The sequence below is a fragment of the Anaerotignum propionicum DSM 1682 genome (assembly GCF_001561955.1).
Lineage (GTDB): Bacteria > Bacillota > Clostridia > Lachnospirales > Anaerotignaceae > Chakrabartyella > Chakrabartyella propionicum.
Genome location: NZ_CP014223.1, coordinates 1,021,956 through 1,037,417 on the forward strand (window position 1 = coordinate 1,021,956; position 15,462 = coordinate 1,037,417).

Consider the following 15,462-nt stretch of genomic DNA (forward strand, 5'->3'; position numbering starts at 1 on the left):
GAAAAGAGTTCTAACCAGAGTACACTCATTGTGCCCATTTCCTAAATATATTCCTAGCACTATGCAATGCAGTTTAGCATTAAAAAGAGCATAGTAATCGTACTTAATGGCAGTTTACCCATGCAGCAATTTCTTTCATAAAAGGTTCTGGTGTAATAAAGTAGCTGTTATGACTATCGTCTATTTCAACGAGCTTTTTTTCACAAGTTAGAGAGTTATAATACCGGTCAAAATAGTCGGAAGAAAAATATCGGTCATGCAATGTTTTGAATACCAGTGTGGGGCAGGTGATAGGTACTTTTAACAAGCTTTCTTTCCCAGCCATGCACTCTAGTATTCTAAGCAAACTATTTATTTTTAAGGCAAAGAAATTCGGATCTCGTACAAGTATGGTTTTGTAAAATTCATTATCCAATTCTGCATGATAACCCTTCGCTGAAGGGGGCGTAAAAGGCATCGAAAGAGTGGGCTTTATCTTTACTAACAGACGTAAGATGCGCATAGCAGACTTAACAAAAGCCTTTGGCAGCCCCAACGGCGTTGTGTCCCCATAAATCCCACAGGCAAATTGTGCAAAGCTTTTAAACTTAGGACCTGTTCCCAAATAATATTGTGCCATTATGCCGCCAGCTCCAGTATAACCTAGTAGATGAATATCGTCGGAATAATGGACACGCACATATTCATACATAGCATCCAAATTCGCTACCATATTTGGCAGTGTAAAGTCTTGCGTATCTCCGCTGCACTCACCCTCTCCTGGTACATAATCTACAGCAAACACATTAAAACTATAAATGCGGCCAAGCTGTTCAAAGCATTCATAACAATTTTTTATTGCAGTTACGGGTGTATGCAAGATGATGATATTTTTACAGTTCGCTCCGGCACGGTAGTGAAAAATATGTACCTTTTGCGAATAGCCGGAAACATAAATATCGCTCCACCCGGTTTCTTTGATTGCTTCATGATCTAGTGGTTGGATTTTCACTTTATGTCCTCCTTTATCAAATGCTCCGCCAATGCCTTCAAAACAATTTTCATCAGTTCTATGCTTTGTGTCTCCCTTTTGATATAAGCCAGTTGCACAAATTGCATTTGCAGAAGCTTCATTGTACGCTCCAAATCGTACCGAAAGGAAAAACCGGAGTGCCCCATCATTGAGACCAATTCTGAATCTCTTGCATCATTTTCATCTATGCATGCTTTTGGTGCTTTTGCTTCTATACGCTCCCATACCTGTGCATCAATATTGATAATGAGCGGATTTTCAATAAACGCGTCCATTATATAACACAGCAATTGATAAAATCTTTCGGTTTGAGTCATGTTTTCAGGCTTCTCAAGCATCTGCTGTAAGCGAATAAAAATGCTGGCTTGCAAGCTGTTGTTAATCACCATAAAAAGATGTTCTTTATTTTCAAAAAAATGATAAAAGGTTCCTTTGGCTATTCCGGCTGACAAGGCTACTTCCTCTGCTGTTACTGCATAGAAGCCTTTTTCGTTAAACAACTTTTCTCCCTTTTCCAATAGTAAAGAGTATATCTTTTCCCGTTCTATAGCTGAAAACTTTGGCATCATGTCCTCCTATACGAATATATGACCTTTTTTATTGTTTTGGTCATATAAATATTATCATACTACTTTTAACAAATCAACAGAAATAATTAGTTCGACTTATTTCCATAAGACAGCAGATGAATCACATGGTCTACTGAAACAAATAAAAAATACTCAAAAATTTAATCACTGTCGATTTGTAAAGATTTTGCGCGTTAGTATTTTTTAAATTTTACTACAGCAAAACGTTCTTTAACTGCCAAATATGAATAACAAGTCTGTGCTGAACCGAAGTGCGAATCGCTCTGATGGGCATATTTTGCAACAGGCACTTTTTCGAGGAATTTTTAAACCGGTAGATAATGGGCATTATGAGAATCTAAGTTGTAGGACTACTCCACGCGGTAAGAGTCGGCCTGCATTTTTGTTACATACCAAGAATATTTCAGACATGCCTTGCATAAAGATGGTGAGCATATTTCAAATTTCATTGTGTTGTTTTCTATTCTGCTGTTTTTATTTAGATAGTTGAATGCTTATCTTCACTATGGTAAAATTATGAAAATACTATCGTACAAAGTCTTTGCGAACGTAGTTGATGAAAATTAAACTTGTAGAGCGAATTTATATAACAGGAGGATACCATATGAGTGAGTTACAATATAAAAATCTTGATATTTGTCACGCAGAGGGTTTATTAAATATTTGGGCAAATGCTGATGTTATTAAGTACACAAATATGAAGCTTCCATGTACTTTGAAAGATGTTGAAAATAGAATCGAGATATTTAAGCCTTTAGATGTTTTTGCAGTAATTCAAAAGGGAGAGCTTATCGGTATTATCGGTTGTCCGCCTATAAACAAAGAAAAACTGCAATATGGGTTATTCTATCAGTTTTGCAAATCGGCATGGGGACAAGGAAACGCTACTATTGCTACAAAGTGGTTAATTGACTACATGAAGCAAAAATATAAAAATGCTACATTATTTGCAGATGTAGTAGTTGATAATATAGCAAGTGAAAAAATCTTACAGAAGTTTGGTTTTGAAAAGTTTTCAGAAGAATTGATAGAACGTGATGGCATAAAACTTAAAGTTCATAACTACAAATTATGAGCATATTCCTCTGTACACACTTTTTGATCCTACTCAATAAAATCGACTTATCTCGAAATGGAGCAATTCAAGGTGTTAGGTGGAATTACCTTAGCAATGATGCCAAAAAAGAGTTAAAAGAAGAATTTTATGATAATTTTAAACTATAATCGGAGGGTATACAATGTTTGAATCAAGATGTGGCGTTTGCTGTAATAGCTGTGAACGCAAAGAGGAAGTCAAATGTAAGGGATGTATTAATATGCCTGCGCCTTTTTGGGGTGGTGAGTGCAAGGTCAAAAGTTGTTGCGAGAATAAGAGATTGAATCATTGTGGAGAATGCATGGATTTTCCTTGTGATATGCTTGCAAATATGGGCAAAGACCAAGGATTTGACCCCAATATCAAATTAGAACAGTGTAAAATTTGGGCAAACGAAGAAACGGCAAGCACCGTAGCTACTATGACTACGTTGGGAATCCTATAGACATAATCACGTCAAATGAGCATTTTTCTTTGTACACACATTTTGATCCTACTCAATAAATCGACTAATCTCGAAATGAGCGTTGCATCAAAAAAAAGATGCAATGGCTCTCAGTTCGTTATAGAAGTTTATACCTTTTGATACACACGATCTGTTTGCATAAGGACGGTGAAAGGATTTTAATTTCCTTTTTGTTACTCATATTTAGGCAGTGGAAGTAAAATCTTTGAGAGACGGTAGTTTATGAAAATTACGCTTGTAGAGCGAATTTGCAAAAAAATATTTTTAATTTTGCGTAGCATTAAAGGCATCCGCAACTCCTGCTGCAGTCAAATTACGGAGACATCGGCAAGTACCATATTCAAATGTGCAACTTATATCAGGTAATTGTCTGCGAGAATTGATATACTGGAGAAAGGAGTGAAGCTAATGTCTATACAAACAATAGAAACAATGGCAAAGTGGGTAGAAAATAACATAACGGAAAATCCAAGCTTGCAGGACATGTCATCATATGTTGGTTATTCACCGTATTACTGCTCTACAAAGTTTCGGGAGCACATGGGTATGACATATAAACAATTTCTTGCCCAATGTAAGTTAAAAGCAGCTGCTTATGATCTTTGCGTAACCGATGAAAAATAACCGATATTGCTTTTCGATATGGGTACTCGTCATCTGAAGCATTTGCTAGAGCTTTTTCTCAAGCATTTCAATGCTCGCCACGCCAATATCGGAAAGCTTCTGTTTTTTCTCTTGGCTCACCTTAGTCCATAGGATATATTGCTTACTCTGAATTTGTAAATGCGAGGAGATAAAATGTCTGACAAATTTGGAAGAAATGATCTCTGCTGGTGCGGCAGCGGTCGAAAGTATAAGAAATGTCATGGCCCTATTGAGGAGCGAATTGAAATTTATCGCTTAAAGGGATATGAAGTACCTCATCGAAGATTGCTTAAAACAAAACAACAGATCGAAGGTATTCGAGAATGCAGCAAACGAAACATCGCTTTATTGGATTTCATTGCAAATTTTGTGATTGGCGGAATCACCACAGAAGAACTTGATCGGCTCATCTTTGAAAAAACCAAGGAATTGGGAGGTGTTCCGGCAACACTTAATTATGACGGATACCCCAAGAGTATGTGTATCTCAATCAATGAGATTGTATGTCATGGTATACCCTCTGATCGTGTATTCCTGCGAAACGGTGATATTGTAAATATTGATGTGTCTACAATTTACAACGGGTTCTTTTCGGATTCTTCACGTATGTTTTGCGTGGGTGCTGTTTCCCCTGAGAAACGAAAGCTGGTTGATGTTGCAAAAGAGTGTATGGAACTGGGCATTGAGCAAGTAAAACCGTGGGGATTTCTTGGAGATGTTGGGCAAGCGGTTCATAACCATGCAAGGGAAAATGGATATTCTGTTGTTCGAGAAATTGGAGGCCATGGTATTGGTCTACAATTTCATGAAGATCCTTGGGTCGGTTATGTGACAAAGCAAGGAACAGGGATGCTCTTAGTTCCGGGACTTGTTTTTACTGTAGAGCCTATGATAAATATGGGGAAATCAAATATAGTAACAGATAAATGTGATAATTGGACTGTTCGCACCGCTGATGGGAAACCTTCTGCACAGTGGGAAAAAACAGTATTAGTAACTGAAACTGGTTATGAAGTGCTGACATATTAATGAACAGTTAGTGATAACAAGAATTTCTTATTTTGAGCATATCCCCCAAAAACACTTGGATAACTATCCAATAAAATCTGACAAATCTTAAAATAGAGCCGTTGCATCATAATAAAATGATATGCTCCCACTTAGAGAGACAGTGAAAGAAAATGCTGTCATCTAGGGGGAGCATCTTTTATGCCATCAAAAGCTAAGCCAGAAGAATTAGAGAAAGCAATATACAAGTATTTATGCGGAAAAGAAAGAGCAGTACAGTTGGTGGCAAAGTTAGGGATAGATTGGAACAACTTCTACCGTTGGGTGAAGCTGTATCTAGCAGAGGAGGCGGAAGGCCAATTTACTTGTTAGAAAATTTTTTTTATGATAAGATTAATTAGCGTTCTTTTGATCGAAATATTTAGGGTGAAAATAAAGCTGAGGGGTAATGATTAAATGAAAACATCTAAGACTAAATCAATTTTACAAATTATTATTGTTTATGCAATCGTGCTAATTCTAGGATGGATATCAAACAATTCGATGTTGAACCTCCATGATAACTGGATTATTTTTATTACATGTGTTCTTGATATTACTTTCATTATCTTTGTAACGTTGAAAGTGGATAAGAAACCTCTTAGCAGTATTGGTTTGTTGCGCCTTTCGATTTGGGACATTCTGCATGGTCTGATATTGGGTGTTTTTCTCTATCTGCTTCAAGTTCTCCCCCCAGTACTGATTATGCACATGGATATTAATCAATATGGAAATCAATTTAATATTCTTTCTTTTTTATCAAGAATCGTTTTTCTCACAGTTACTATAGGTTTTTCGGAAGAAATTATATTTCGTGGTTTCTTGTTCACTAAATTGAATCAGTTAATGAAATCCAAAATACTTGTTATTCTTATGAGCTGTATCCTTTTTTATTGCGCACACTTACCAAGAACCTTATTAATTGATTTTACGCATATTTATAGTACGTTTGTTACAACAACTCTATTTTGTGGTTATTTATATTTGGCCAAGAAGAAATCGATCCTTCCGCTTCTATTGGCACACGGAGTGTTCGACACATTAATTGGCGGATACGGATTCGTGCTATGGAATTTTTTCTTTAGTTAGTCAGTTGCATCTCATCTTAAAAAGCAAGGCAGGGCAGGTGATTGATGAGACTTGCCCTGCTTTTTTTTCTACGTTCTGAATATGGTCCAGAGCATTTTTGTATAAGGACGGTGAGCAGATAATAATTTTATATTGTTCATCTCCTTTTTGTTATTCATATTTAGGCAGTTGAAGCAAATTCTTTGCTATAGTAAAATACTACCATGCAATATCTTTGCGAAACGGTAGTTGATGAAAATTACGCTTGAAGAGCAAATTTATAAAATGAGAAGCACCAGATAAATTATAATTTTTAAGGCGGGATAGAATGGCAATCGCAAATGTAAAAGTAACTTTAAATGAAGATATAAAAACAGTTTGGGAAATAGTAACTTCTCTTGATAATTATGCATGGAGAAGTGATTTGAGCAAAATTGAGGTTTTGGAAGCAGGAAAAAAATTTATAGAATATACAAAAGAAGGATTTGCTACAACTTTTACAATAACTATGTTTGAATCTATGAAACGGTATGAGTTTGATATGGATAACAACAACATGTGTGGGCATTGGACGGGATTATTTTCAAAGATAGGTAATAAAACAGAGATATATTTTACGGAAAATATAACTCCAAAGAAGTGGATAATGAAACCTTTTGTAGGAATATATTTAAAGAAACAGCAGGCTGCTTATATTTCAGATTTAAGAAAAGCATTGGACCAAAAACAATGACTTTTGATGAAATTATTTAGAATTGAAATCCATAAGTGCTGATTAAATATAAAGCAAATGTTGTTAAAATGGGAATCCAAAAAACTATAGTATAGGCAGTTCCACTGGCGATATTCAGAAACTAGCTAAATGAATGTTTTATTATTAATATCATTTTTGCTGATAGGTTTGCTGGAAGCAAAGAGAAACAGACTATCAGAAAATCCTTTAACGATATGAGTTTGCGGAAACACTCACAAAGAGTATAACAACGGAGTTGATAAAGGAAATCCGTGTTTTGATGGCAACAGGTTCGAGATTGTCTGGAACTATGAAGATTACTACCTAGTGTCTGGAATTATGAACTGAAACGAAAGCCATCACGGTGAAAAAACAAATTTTTCACTGTGATGGCCTGTTTTAGTGGGATTTTTTCGAAACAACTTAACATCTTTTTGTTATATGTCTAGTGGCAGCTATAGCTGTAGACAGAATATATAGCGAATGCTATAATATATTCTGTAGGAGTATATCCATTTATGAAAATATCCATTGTAATTTAACAAATGAGAGTCGATAAATGTAACGAAGAATTTTTTGCAGATGAAAAATCTAAAGATACTAGAAATTAAAACATGCAATGGAAAAAGAAAAATAAATTCCTAGAGTTGAATATAAATATATGAGGAAACTTTGATGATGACAGGAAAAGATGATAGTATAGATGTAGTAAAGTCGCATATTGAAATTAGGGTAAAAAATAAAAAGATTTTACTGGTGGATGATAGTTTACTTACTTCTAGAATTGTATCGGAGTTTCTGAATGATAATGGATATGATACGGAAACAGTTACTACAGGAGAAGAAGCGTTGCAAAAAGTATGCAACATTACTATAGATTTAATTCTCATGGATATTGAATTAGCCGGGGAAATGGATGGTATAGAGGCTGCACGCAGAATACTAAAAATTATGGATATACCAGTTGTGTTTTTTACAGCAAATATATCCAATGAAATTATTAATAAAATAAAAGAGCTTAATGCCTATGGATTTGTACTAAAGGGAACGGATAGAGAGGCATTGCTATCCACAGTGGAGATGGCTTTGAATCTTCATGAAGCTAATCTTCAAACTAGTATGTTTGGTCGAATTTTTGAGAACTTTGCTAATGAGATCTATATTTTTTGTCCGGAGTCCTTGAAATTTACTGATGTAAACTGTGCTGCTAGTAAAAGTATTGGATATACAAGAAAAGAACTGAGTAAAATGACTTTTCTAGATATTAATCCGGAATTCAACATGGCCAGCCTTCAAATAATCCTAAATCAAGTGAGTAGCGGTGGACAGCAGCAAGTTTTCTTTAACAGTATACACCGACGTAAGGATGGTTCCAAGTATCCTGTTGAAATTAATTTACAGCTTCTTGATTATGGAAGAATTAAATTATTTCTGGCGTTGGCTGTTGACCTGACTGAGCGTAGTGCGATTAAAGAACAGCTTGATAAAAATGAATCAATATTAGATACTATTATCAATTCAGCACAGGATGCTATAGTTATGCTTGACAGCAAAGGTGACGTAACCTTATGGAATCGTGCAGCGGAACAAATTTTTGGATATTCACGTGAAGAAATCCTCGGAAAGGATTTGCACAGGGTGATAGTTTCGGATGTAAGCATTTATAGGACTTATAAAAAAGCTTTCTCGCACTTTAAATTAGCTAGAGAAAATAACACAAAAGGAAAGACAATTGAGGTAATAGCTAAGCATAAGGACGGCGGAGAAATTAATATTGAGGTTTCAATGTCATTTCTTAAAATTAAGGATGATTTGCATGTTGTAGGAATTGTACATGACATTAGTAAACGTAAACGAGCATATGAGGAACTTGAAAATAGCCATAAACAATATTTGGAATTAGCTGAGAATGCTCCTATCGGGATTTTAAAATGTGACGAACAAGGTAACATAATTTATGTGAATGAAAAAGCATTAGAAATACTTGGTTCTCCGGGTATTGAAGAAACTAAAAAAATTAATATTTTGAAATTTCCACCATTGATGAAATATGGCTTATCAAAAAAACTTGAAGAGTGTATGCGAAACAATGAGTTGGGTGTCTATGAAATGAATTATGAATCTAAATGGGGCAAGAGAGTATGCATGCGGCTGCATATAAAACCATTGACAGAATGGAATAAAGTGACAGGTGCTCAAGTAATTATTGATGATATTACTGAAAAGAAGTATTTAGAGGAGGAACTGCGCTGTTTATCTTTAATTGATTACCTAACAAATGTATATAACAGACGATTTTTCATTCAAAAATTAGAGGAAGAAATAGAGCTTGTACAACGGAGAATCAGTAGTACGTTTTGTCTTGTAATGCTGGATGTGGATCATTTCAAGAGCATCAATGACCGTTTTGGACATAGCACCGGTGACCTCGTTCTTAAAAACTTAGCTAAAACAATTAAAAACAGGATTCGTAAGACAGACTGTTTGGCTCGCTGGGGGGGAGAAGAATTTGTAATATTATTACAAGGCACACCGGTAGATAAGGCTTTGATTTTAGTTGAAGAGTTGCAGGATAGTATAAATAAAATGGGATCTACAGGTGTGGACATGGTTACAGCCAGCTTCGGGGTGGTCGAATACTGTTCTGGAGATACAGTCGATTCATTGATACAAAGTGCCGACAAATTGATGTATGAAGCAAAGACAGCTGGCAGAAATTGCATACGTAGTAGGAGTTAAATATTGAAGAAGATGTAATGTCAGGGAATTTCTTGAGTTTACAAGTTGGAAACATTTTAATGATTGTTTGGATATACCAATCATATACGCTATCGCTAAGTGGGGATGTTGGCATAGGGTGCTAAAATTTACCCATGGAAGTAGCGGGCATGCTGAATGTATGTTATCCAAATCAATACGAATTAAAAATGGACGCATAAATCAGAAAAAGCAGCGTAAAATTATGAGCCTCCATCCAAAGAGATTTAGTTTAAAGTCTGGCAATTCATTGTCGTGCAGATAAATTGCTTCTATATGGAAACAAACATATTTCTTGCCCTATACGGATTGTATATGTAAGAACCAAATGGAAATACTCACTTATGCTTTTCCGATTAAAAGTGAGTATTTTTTTGTGGAAAAGAAAACCAGCGTTTGACGCTTGGTACTAAAAAGCCTACGGCGATGAGGCGAAAAAAGGAACTCCCTTCGTTATAATAAAATTTGTAGTCAGCCACCTGCAAAGAATATAACGAAGGGAGTTTTAATATGGTCTTAACAACATAAATAGTTTATCTTACGACGTGGAATTGCAAATATCATATAGTATTTGCACTTAAATATAGGAGAAAAATATTTTATTATGAAAAAATCCAATCAACTAAACGAGGATGAATTAGGCGAACAATTATGTATTTCGGAAACCAGCCCTTTTAAGGGCTGCAAGTAACAAAATGGATGTTTACTCTTTGGGGTGGTGTCTCTAGTGGGCAAGGCTTTTTTCCAAGTTCTTGGTACAATTTATTAGATAATTCTTCATCCTTTCAAAGAAACTCGAATTACTGGTTTATTGAAGAGTATTCTTTTGCATCATAATGGCATTATTTATTTTAAAAACGGATTTTATGTTTCTATGAGAAGAAAAGAGTAGGTAAAATTAATACCAATTAACCTATTGACAAAATAGGTTAATGCGAGTATGATACCACTAGGAATTAAAAAAGTTTCAGGAGGTGGAAACAATGTTTATTTTGAAAGATATTTCCGATATGAAAAATATGTGTTGCTGTCACAGGGTTTCCCTCGGGCATTATATATGGCAAGGTGCTTCGATAGACATTGTTTCGCGCCTATGAGAATCCTTTGATACAGAGGATTGTTATGCCATTTGCTCGGGAGATATAGAAGCCCGGGTTTTTTTGTGCCCACTTACAGAAATCTGAATTACAGGCACTAAAAGAATAAAGAGATGCAAGCTACATGAAATATGTAGGATTTGAAACATTGGATTTCGGCCGATAGAGATTTCAGGCTTTTTATATAAAGAAGTTGGTGATGTAAAAAAGAGATGCTCCTTGATTTGGGGAACCCTTGTCATTGTAACGAAACGCTTTACTACAGTGAAAATAATAAAGGAGGCGGTAATTCTGAATTGGGAATTTATATGGGAATATTTACCGCTGTATCAGAAGGCGGCGTGGCTCACAGTTAAGATTGGGCTGATTGGTATTTTGTTTGCCATTATGCTGGGATTTATATGTGCGATTATTCAATATTACAAAGTTCCATTTTTTAAAAGGATAGTGGGGGTTTACATAGAATTAAGTCGAAACACACCCTTGCTGGTTCAGTTGTTCTTTCTATACTATGGTTTACCCAAAATTGGAATCCAGACAAATGCCACAACCTGCGGTATTGTTGGGTTAGCGTTTTTGGGTGGAAGTTATATGGCAGAGGCGTTTCGAAGTGGCTTGGAAGCAGTAGAAGTCATTCAGACAGAAAGTGCACTGAGTCTTGGAATGAATCGATATCAGATAATGAGGTATGTGGTACTTCCTCAAGCTATCTCTGTAACCATTCCTGCTTTTATGGCTAACATAATTTTTTTGATGAAAGAAACCAGTGTATTTAGTGCAATCAGCTTGATGGATTTGATGTTTACGGCGAAAGACCTCATTGGCCTATATTATAAAACAACGGAAAGCCTGTTTTTGCTGGTGGTTTTTTACCTAATCATACTATTGCCGATTTCTATTTTGGGCAGCTTGCTGGAAAGGAGGCTGCGCTATGCCGGATTTGGGTCTTGAAATTTTACTAAAAGGAAGTAACATGATTCGCCTTTTGGGGGGATTATGGGTAGCGTTAAAAATCAGCTTAATTTCAGTTGCCATCAGCATTCCCCTTGGGATATTGTTGGGTGCTCTGATGACATGGAAGAATCCTATTACAAAAATAATTTTAAGGTTATATTTGGAATTTATTCGTATCATGCCCCAGTTGGTTCTTTTATTTCTCGTTTATTTTGGTACTACAAAAACCTTTGGTTGGGATTTATCAGGTGAGATGGCGGCAATTCTTGTTTTTACCCTTTGGGGAACAGCGGAAATGAGCGACTTGGTTCGAGGAGCGTTGATTTCCATTCCCAAGCATCAGTATGAAAGCAGTGAAGCTTTGGGGCTTAGCAAGGTGCAAACGTATTTATATATTATTATTCCGCAGGCTGTTAGGCGATTGATTCCATTATCCATTAATCTTATTACAAGAATGATTAAAACCACCAGCTTAATTTTGATGATTGGTGTGGTAGAGGTGCTTAAAGTTGCCCAGCAGATGATTGAGGCAAACCGCATGTCCAGTCCTAATGGGGCATTCGGCATTTATTTAGCAGTTTTTATTTTGTATTTTATCGCTTGCTGGCCCATTAGTATGCTGGCAAAACATTTGGAAATGAAGTGGAGGTGATTTTTTTGTCAGAACCAATATTAACATTGGAACAGGTAACAAAAACGTTTGGCGAAAACACCGTTTTGGATGGCATTAATCTTACTGTGCATCAGGGTGAGGTTATCGTCATTGTTGGCCCTAGCGGCTGCGGAAAAAGTACCCTTCTTCGATGCATCAATGCGTTGGAGCCGATTCAAGGAGGGCAAATCAGCTTAGATGGAGAGAAGATTGATCAAAAGAGTAAAAGCCTTGTAGCCCTTCGTCAAAAAATAGGGATGGTTTTTCAGAGTTATGAATTGTTTCCCCATTTAACGGTATTGGAGAATATAATGCTGGCACCAACTATAGTACAAAATCGAAAAAAAGAAGAGGTTAGAGAGGAGGCTCTGGCACTTTTGGGGCGTGTTGGTCTCATTGGCAAGGAAAACAGCTACCCCAGACAGCTTTCAGGAGGACAAAAACAGCGAGTTGCTATTGTGAGAGCATTATGTATGCATCCTGAAATCCTTCTTTTTGATGAAGTAACTGCCGCCCTTGACCCGGAGATGGTGCGGGAGGTTTTGGATGTTATGCTGAATTTGGCGTCACAAGGAAGAACCATGATGATTGTAACTCATGAGATGCAATTTGCAAGGGCAGTGGCAGACCGAATTATTTTTCTGGATAGCGGAAAGGTTCTAGAGGATACTTCACCAGAACTGTTTTTTGAGAAACCAAAAACAGAGAGAGCAAGACAATTTTTAAATATGTTTGAATTTCATGCAGTCAAATCTCCAAAAGCGGAAGAATCTGTGCAACAGAATGCATAAGGAGAGTTGGACATATACAATTATAATAATGAAAAGGGGAAGATTTATGATGAATTTGAAGAGAATGGTACCATTAGCAATGGCAATGACACTGGCTTTGGCAGTTACCGCATGTGGAAAAAAGGCGGACTCTAAGGAAGCTGGAGACGGGGCAAATGCAGGCAAGGAGAAGGCGGTTGTTTACCGTACATTAGATGAAATTAAAGAAAGCGGCACAATCAACATAGGCGTTTTTTCAGACAAAAATCCTTTTGGATATGTAGATGAGAATGGGGACTATCAGGGATATGACGTTTATTTCGCCAACCGTCTTGGTGAAGATTTGGGTGTGAAAATCAATTATGTATCTACAGAAGCGGCAAACCGCATTGAATATTTAGAGACAGGTAAGGTTGACGTCATACTTGCCAACTTTACTGTAACAAAAGAACGTGCAGAGAAGGTTGACTTTGCTCTGCCTTATATGAATGTTGCCCTTGGGGTTGTTTCTCCTGAAAGCAAGGTCATCGAAAGCTTGGATAATTGGAATCCCAAGGATGAAATGATTGTTATTTCAGGCACAACAGCTGAGCCATTTTTAATTGAGAATTATCCCAATATTCCTTTGCAAAAGTATGATTCTTATGCCACAGCCAAAAATGCAATGGAAAATGGGAATGGTGTTGCATGGGCAAATGATAATACAGAAGTAATAGCATTTGCGCTGCAAAATAAAGGCTATACCGTTGGTATTCCCTCTTTGGGCAGTCAGGATACCATTGCGCCCGCAGTGTCCAAAGGAAACGAGACTCTTTTGAATTGGATTAACGAAGAAATCAAGAGCCTGGGGAATGAGAAGTTCTTCCATGCAAATTATGAAGCAACTTTGGTAGATACCTATGGTCTGGAGTTTGAAGATAGTTTGGTTGTTGAAGGCGGTCAGGTTCAATAAATTTTAAAACAATGATGCGGAGGTCAATTTTGGCCTCCGTTTTTATATGCATATTTTATTGTATAGAGTTGAAAATGAGAGATTTCTCAGGAAAAGTAAACAGTTTAAACGTTATGAATGTTTTGATGTCTTTATTAGCATTTGATTTCTTCTCTATTGCATAGTTTAAAAATCAAGAAATTTGTATTTTTAAGGAACTGAATTTCCTATTATTTTAAAAGTTTCTGTTGACAGCATAAAATGGCTATGTTAGAATAAAACCTATAAATTCGATAGGTATATAGGAATAAAGAAAATACCTTAGGAAGAGGGAGACATATGCATATTAGAGTATTGAAACGATGTTGTTGCTGATGAGATTCAAATTTGAGTAGGCAATCATATTGAATTGAAGGAGAAGAAACTGATATGAGAACATTTGACAAGATTACGGATCTAATCGGAGGAACCCCTCTCTTAAAACTAAATTGCTATAGTGTCCAAAAGGAACTTGACACTACAATCCTTGCCAAGCTGGAATATTTTAATCCTGCCGGCAGTGTGAAGGATAGAATTGCAAAGGCAATGTTAGAGGATGCTGAGGAAAAAGGTCTGCTAAAGCCCGATACAATCATTATTGAACCAACCAGTGGCAATACAGGAATTGGTCTTGCGGCTGTGGCTGCCTCAAAAGGATATAAAATTATTTTGACTATGCCGGAAACAATGAGCATTGAACGACGCAACTTATTGAAGGCTTATGGTGCTCAGCTTGTATTGACCGAGGGTGCTAAAGGCATGAAAGGTGCTATTGAGCGGGCAAATGAGCTGGCGGAAGAGAATCCAAACAGCTTTATTCCCAGCCAGTTTACCAACGAGGCAAATCCTGCGGTGCACTTTAAAACCACTGGCCCTGAAATTTGGAAGGATACCGATGGTAAGGTGGATATTCTTGTTGCAGGTGTAGGTACCGGTGGAACAATTTCAGGTGTAGGGGCGTATTTGAAAGCCCAAAACCCCAATATAAAGGTAATTGCCGTTGAACCTGTTGGTTCTCCCGTTCTTTCAAAAGGGATTGCAGGCCCTCACAAAATTCAGGGGATTGGAGCGGGCTTTATACCCGAAATTTTAAACACAGAAATTTATGATGAAGTGTTTGCAGTGGAGAATGAAGATGCTTTCGAGACAGGAAGACTCTTGGCACAAAAAGAAGGATTGCTTGTTGGTATTTCTTCGGGAGCAGCTGCATTTGCCGCGGCAGAAATAGCAAAAAGACCCGAAAACAAAGAGAAAATAATTGTAGTGATTTTACCGGATACAGGGGAGCGTTATCTTACAACGCCTATGTTTTCCGAATAATATGAAACCAAAAGAGCGGAGGGCGTAAGATGAAATTGAAAAGAAATATAGAAAGAAAATTGATAACAATAAAGTCTTACGTTTTTGATGCTCTTTCTGTGTTGGAAGTGTTTTATTATAATGCATGCTGTTGTAAGCAGGAGGGAAATTTACCTTTGGTTTAAAGCAGTGATATTATGCATTTAATAATATTTCTAGATAAAAACATTGGTAAAACTCCTCTTGTCTTTTAAACAGCATTCATGTGGAAAAGACAGGGGGAGTTTTTTTATAAATCAATATATA

At 36.6% G+C, this 15,462-nt stretch carries 17 protein-coding genes and 1 pseudogene; 16 read left to right on the forward strand and 2 right to left on the reverse strand.

Annotated elements, in window-relative coordinates:
• Positions 1–103: 103 nt before the first annotated feature.
• Complete coding sequence (locus tag CPRO_RS15720; protein ID WP_236782389.1) at positions 104–991, reverse strand: alpha/beta fold hydrolase; 888 nt, start codon at positions 989–991, stop codon at positions 104–106.
• The gene (locus CPRO_RS04885; RefSeq protein ID WP_066048515.1) at positions 988–1,578 is read right to left on the reverse strand and encodes a TetR/AcrR family transcriptional regulator; all 591 of its coding nucleotides are present in this window, start codon (positions 1,576–1,578) and stop codon (positions 988–990) included. The genes CPRO_RS15720 and CPRO_RS04885 overlap by 4 nt, the downstream gene beginning before the upstream one ends.
• A gap of 628 nt (positions 1,579–2,206) precedes the next feature.
• Here CPRO_RS04885 and CPRO_RS04890 point away from each other — a divergent pair.
• The 16 genes and pseudogenes from CPRO_RS04890 to CPRO_RS15895 all read left to right on the forward strand — a co-directional run bounded on the left by CPRO_RS04890 (position 2,207) and on the right by CPRO_RS15895 (position 15,341).
• A complete protein-coding gene (locus tag CPRO_RS04890; RefSeq protein ID WP_066048518.1) occupies positions 2,207–2,677 on the forward strand; it encodes a GNAT family N-acetyltransferase in 471 nt (156 codons plus the stop codon).
• Positions 2,678–2,840: 163 nt separating this feature from the next.
• Positions 2,841–3,143 (forward strand): DUF3795 domain-containing protein, encoded by a 303-nt coding sequence (locus CPRO_RS04895; RefSeq protein ID WP_066048520.1) that lies wholly within the window; start codon positions 2,841–2,843, stop codon positions 3,141–3,143.
• Between the two features lie 429 nt (positions 3,144–3,572).
• Positions 3,573–3,788: an AraC family transcriptional regulator gene (locus CPRO_RS16015; RefSeq protein ID WP_330383868.1), complete on the forward strand. Its 216-nt coding sequence runs from the start codon at positions 3,573–3,575 to the stop codon at positions 3,786–3,788.
• Positions 3,789–3,793: 5 nt separating this feature from the next.
• Positions 3,794–3,913: an AraC family transcriptional regulator gene (locus CPRO_RS16195; RefSeq protein ID WP_422664671.1), complete on the forward strand. Its 120-nt coding sequence runs from the start codon at positions 3,794–3,796 to the stop codon at positions 3,911–3,913.
• A 49-nt stretch (positions 3,914–3,962) separates the two neighbouring features.
• Positions 3,963–4,838: a methionyl aminopeptidase gene (locus CPRO_RS04905; RefSeq protein ID WP_066048522.1), complete on the forward strand. Its 876-nt coding sequence runs from the start codon at positions 3,963–3,965 to the stop codon at positions 4,836–4,838.
• 180 nt (positions 4,839–5,018) lie between these two features.
• Positions 5,019–5,189 carry a hypothetical protein gene (locus CPRO_RS15220; protein WP_157881633.1) on the forward strand — a complete coding sequence of 57 codons (171 nt, stop codon included), beginning with the start codon at positions 5,019–5,021 and terminating at the stop codon, positions 5,187–5,189.
• Between the two features lie 378 nt (positions 5,190–5,567).
• The gene (locus CPRO_RS16200) at positions 5,568–5,945 is read left to right on the forward strand and encodes a CPBP family intramembrane glutamic endopeptidase (protein WP_418884605.1); all 378 of its coding nucleotides are present in this window, start codon (positions 5,568–5,570) and stop codon (positions 5,943–5,945) included.
• 307 nt (positions 5,946–6,252) lie between these two features.
• Positions 6,253–6,657 (forward strand): SRPBCC family protein, encoded by a 405-nt coding sequence (locus tag CPRO_RS04915; RefSeq protein ID WP_066048527.1) that lies wholly within the window; start codon positions 6,253–6,255, stop codon positions 6,655–6,657.
• 675 nt (positions 6,658–7,332) lie between these two features.
• Positions 7,333–9,396: a PAS domain S-box protein gene (locus CPRO_RS04920; protein WP_236782390.1), complete on the forward strand. Its 2,064-nt coding sequence runs from the start codon at positions 7,333–7,335 to the stop codon at positions 9,394–9,396.
• 546 nt (positions 9,397–9,942) lie between these two features.
• A pseudogene (locus CPRO_RS15225) lies at positions 9,943–10,026 on the forward strand (transposase); the annotation flags it as partial.
• A 776-nt stretch (positions 10,027–10,802) separates the two neighbouring features.
• Positions 10,803–11,462 (forward strand): amino acid ABC transporter permease, encoded by a 660-nt coding sequence (locus CPRO_RS04925; protein ID WP_066053719.1) that lies wholly within the window; start codon positions 10,803–10,805, stop codon positions 11,460–11,462.
• On the forward strand, positions 11,443–12,117 hold the full coding sequence (locus tag CPRO_RS04930; RefSeq protein ID WP_066048530.1) for an amino acid ABC transporter permease: 675 nt from the start codon (positions 11,443–11,445) through the stop codon (positions 12,115–12,117). Before CPRO_RS04925 ends, CPRO_RS04930 begins: the two co-directional genes overlap by 20 nt.
• Positions 12,118–12,122: 5 nt before the next feature.
• Entirely contained in the window at positions 12,123–12,908 is a 786-nt protein-coding gene (locus tag CPRO_RS04935; RefSeq protein WP_066048533.1) for an amino acid ABC transporter ATP-binding protein, read from the forward strand.
• A gap of 46 nt (positions 12,909–12,954) precedes the next feature.
• Positions 12,955–13,839: a transporter substrate-binding domain-containing protein gene (locus CPRO_RS04940; RefSeq protein WP_066048536.1), complete on the forward strand. Its 885-nt coding sequence runs from the start codon at positions 12,955–12,957 to the stop codon at positions 13,837–13,839.
• 408 nt (positions 13,840–14,247) lie between these two features.
• The gene (gene cysK, locus CPRO_RS04945) at positions 14,248–15,177 is read left to right on the forward strand and encodes a cysteine synthase A (protein WP_066048539.1); all 930 of its coding nucleotides are present in this window, start codon (positions 14,248–14,250) and stop codon (positions 15,175–15,177) included.
• Positions 15,178–15,206: 29 nt separating this feature from the next.
• Complete coding sequence (locus CPRO_RS15895; protein WP_257721888.1) at positions 15,207–15,341, forward strand: hypothetical protein; 135 nt, start codon at positions 15,207–15,209, stop codon at positions 15,339–15,341.
• Positions 15,342–15,462: the final 121 nt, after the last annotated feature.

Coding starts and splice junctions, on each gene's coding strand:
- CPRO_RS04885 (WP_066048515.1), bottom strand. CDS start 1,578: ATGCCAAAGTTTTCAGCTATAGAACGGGAAAAGATATACTCTTTACTA.
- CPRO_RS04890 (WP_066048518.1), top strand. CDS start 2,207: ATGAGTGAGTTACAATATAAAAATCTTGATATTTGTCACGCAGAGGGT.
- CPRO_RS04895 (WP_066048520.1), top strand. CDS start 2,841: ATGTTTGAATCAAGATGTGGCGTTTGCTGTAATAGCTGTGAACGCAAA.
- CPRO_RS16015 (WP_330383868.1), top strand. CDS start 3,573: ATGTCTATACAAACAATAGAAACAATGGCAAAGTGGGTAGAAAATAAC.
- CPRO_RS04905 (WP_066048522.1), top strand. CDS start 3,963: ATGTCTGACAAATTTGGAAGAAATGATCTCTGCTGGTGCGGCAGCGGT.
- CPRO_RS15220 (WP_157881633.1), top strand. CDS start 5,019: ATGCCATCAAAAGCTAAGCCAGAAGAATTAGAGAAAGCAATATACAAG.
- CPRO_RS16200 (WP_418884605.1), top strand. CDS start 5,568: ATGGATATTAATCAATATGGAAATCAATTTAATATTCTTTCTTTTTTA.
- CPRO_RS04915 (WP_066048527.1), top strand. CDS start 6,253: ATGGCAATCGCAAATGTAAAAGTAACTTTAAATGAAGATATAAAAACA.
- CPRO_RS04920 (WP_236782390.1), top strand. CDS start 7,333: ATGATGACAGGAAAAGATGATAGTATAGATGTAGTAAAGTCGCATATT.
- CPRO_RS04930 (WP_066048530.1), top strand. CDS start 11,443: ATGCCGGATTTGGGTCTTGAAATTTTACTAAAAGGAAGTAACATGATT.
- CPRO_RS04940 (WP_066048536.1), top strand. CDS start 12,955: ATGATGAATTTGAAGAGAATGGTACCATTAGCAATGGCAATGACACTG.
- cysK (WP_066048539.1), top strand. CDS start 14,248: ATGAGAACATTTGACAAGATTACGGATCTAATCGGAGGAACCCCTCTC.
- CPRO_RS15895 (WP_257721888.1), top strand. CDS start 15,207: ATGAAATTGAAAAGAAATATAGAAAGAAAATTGATAACAATAAAGTCT.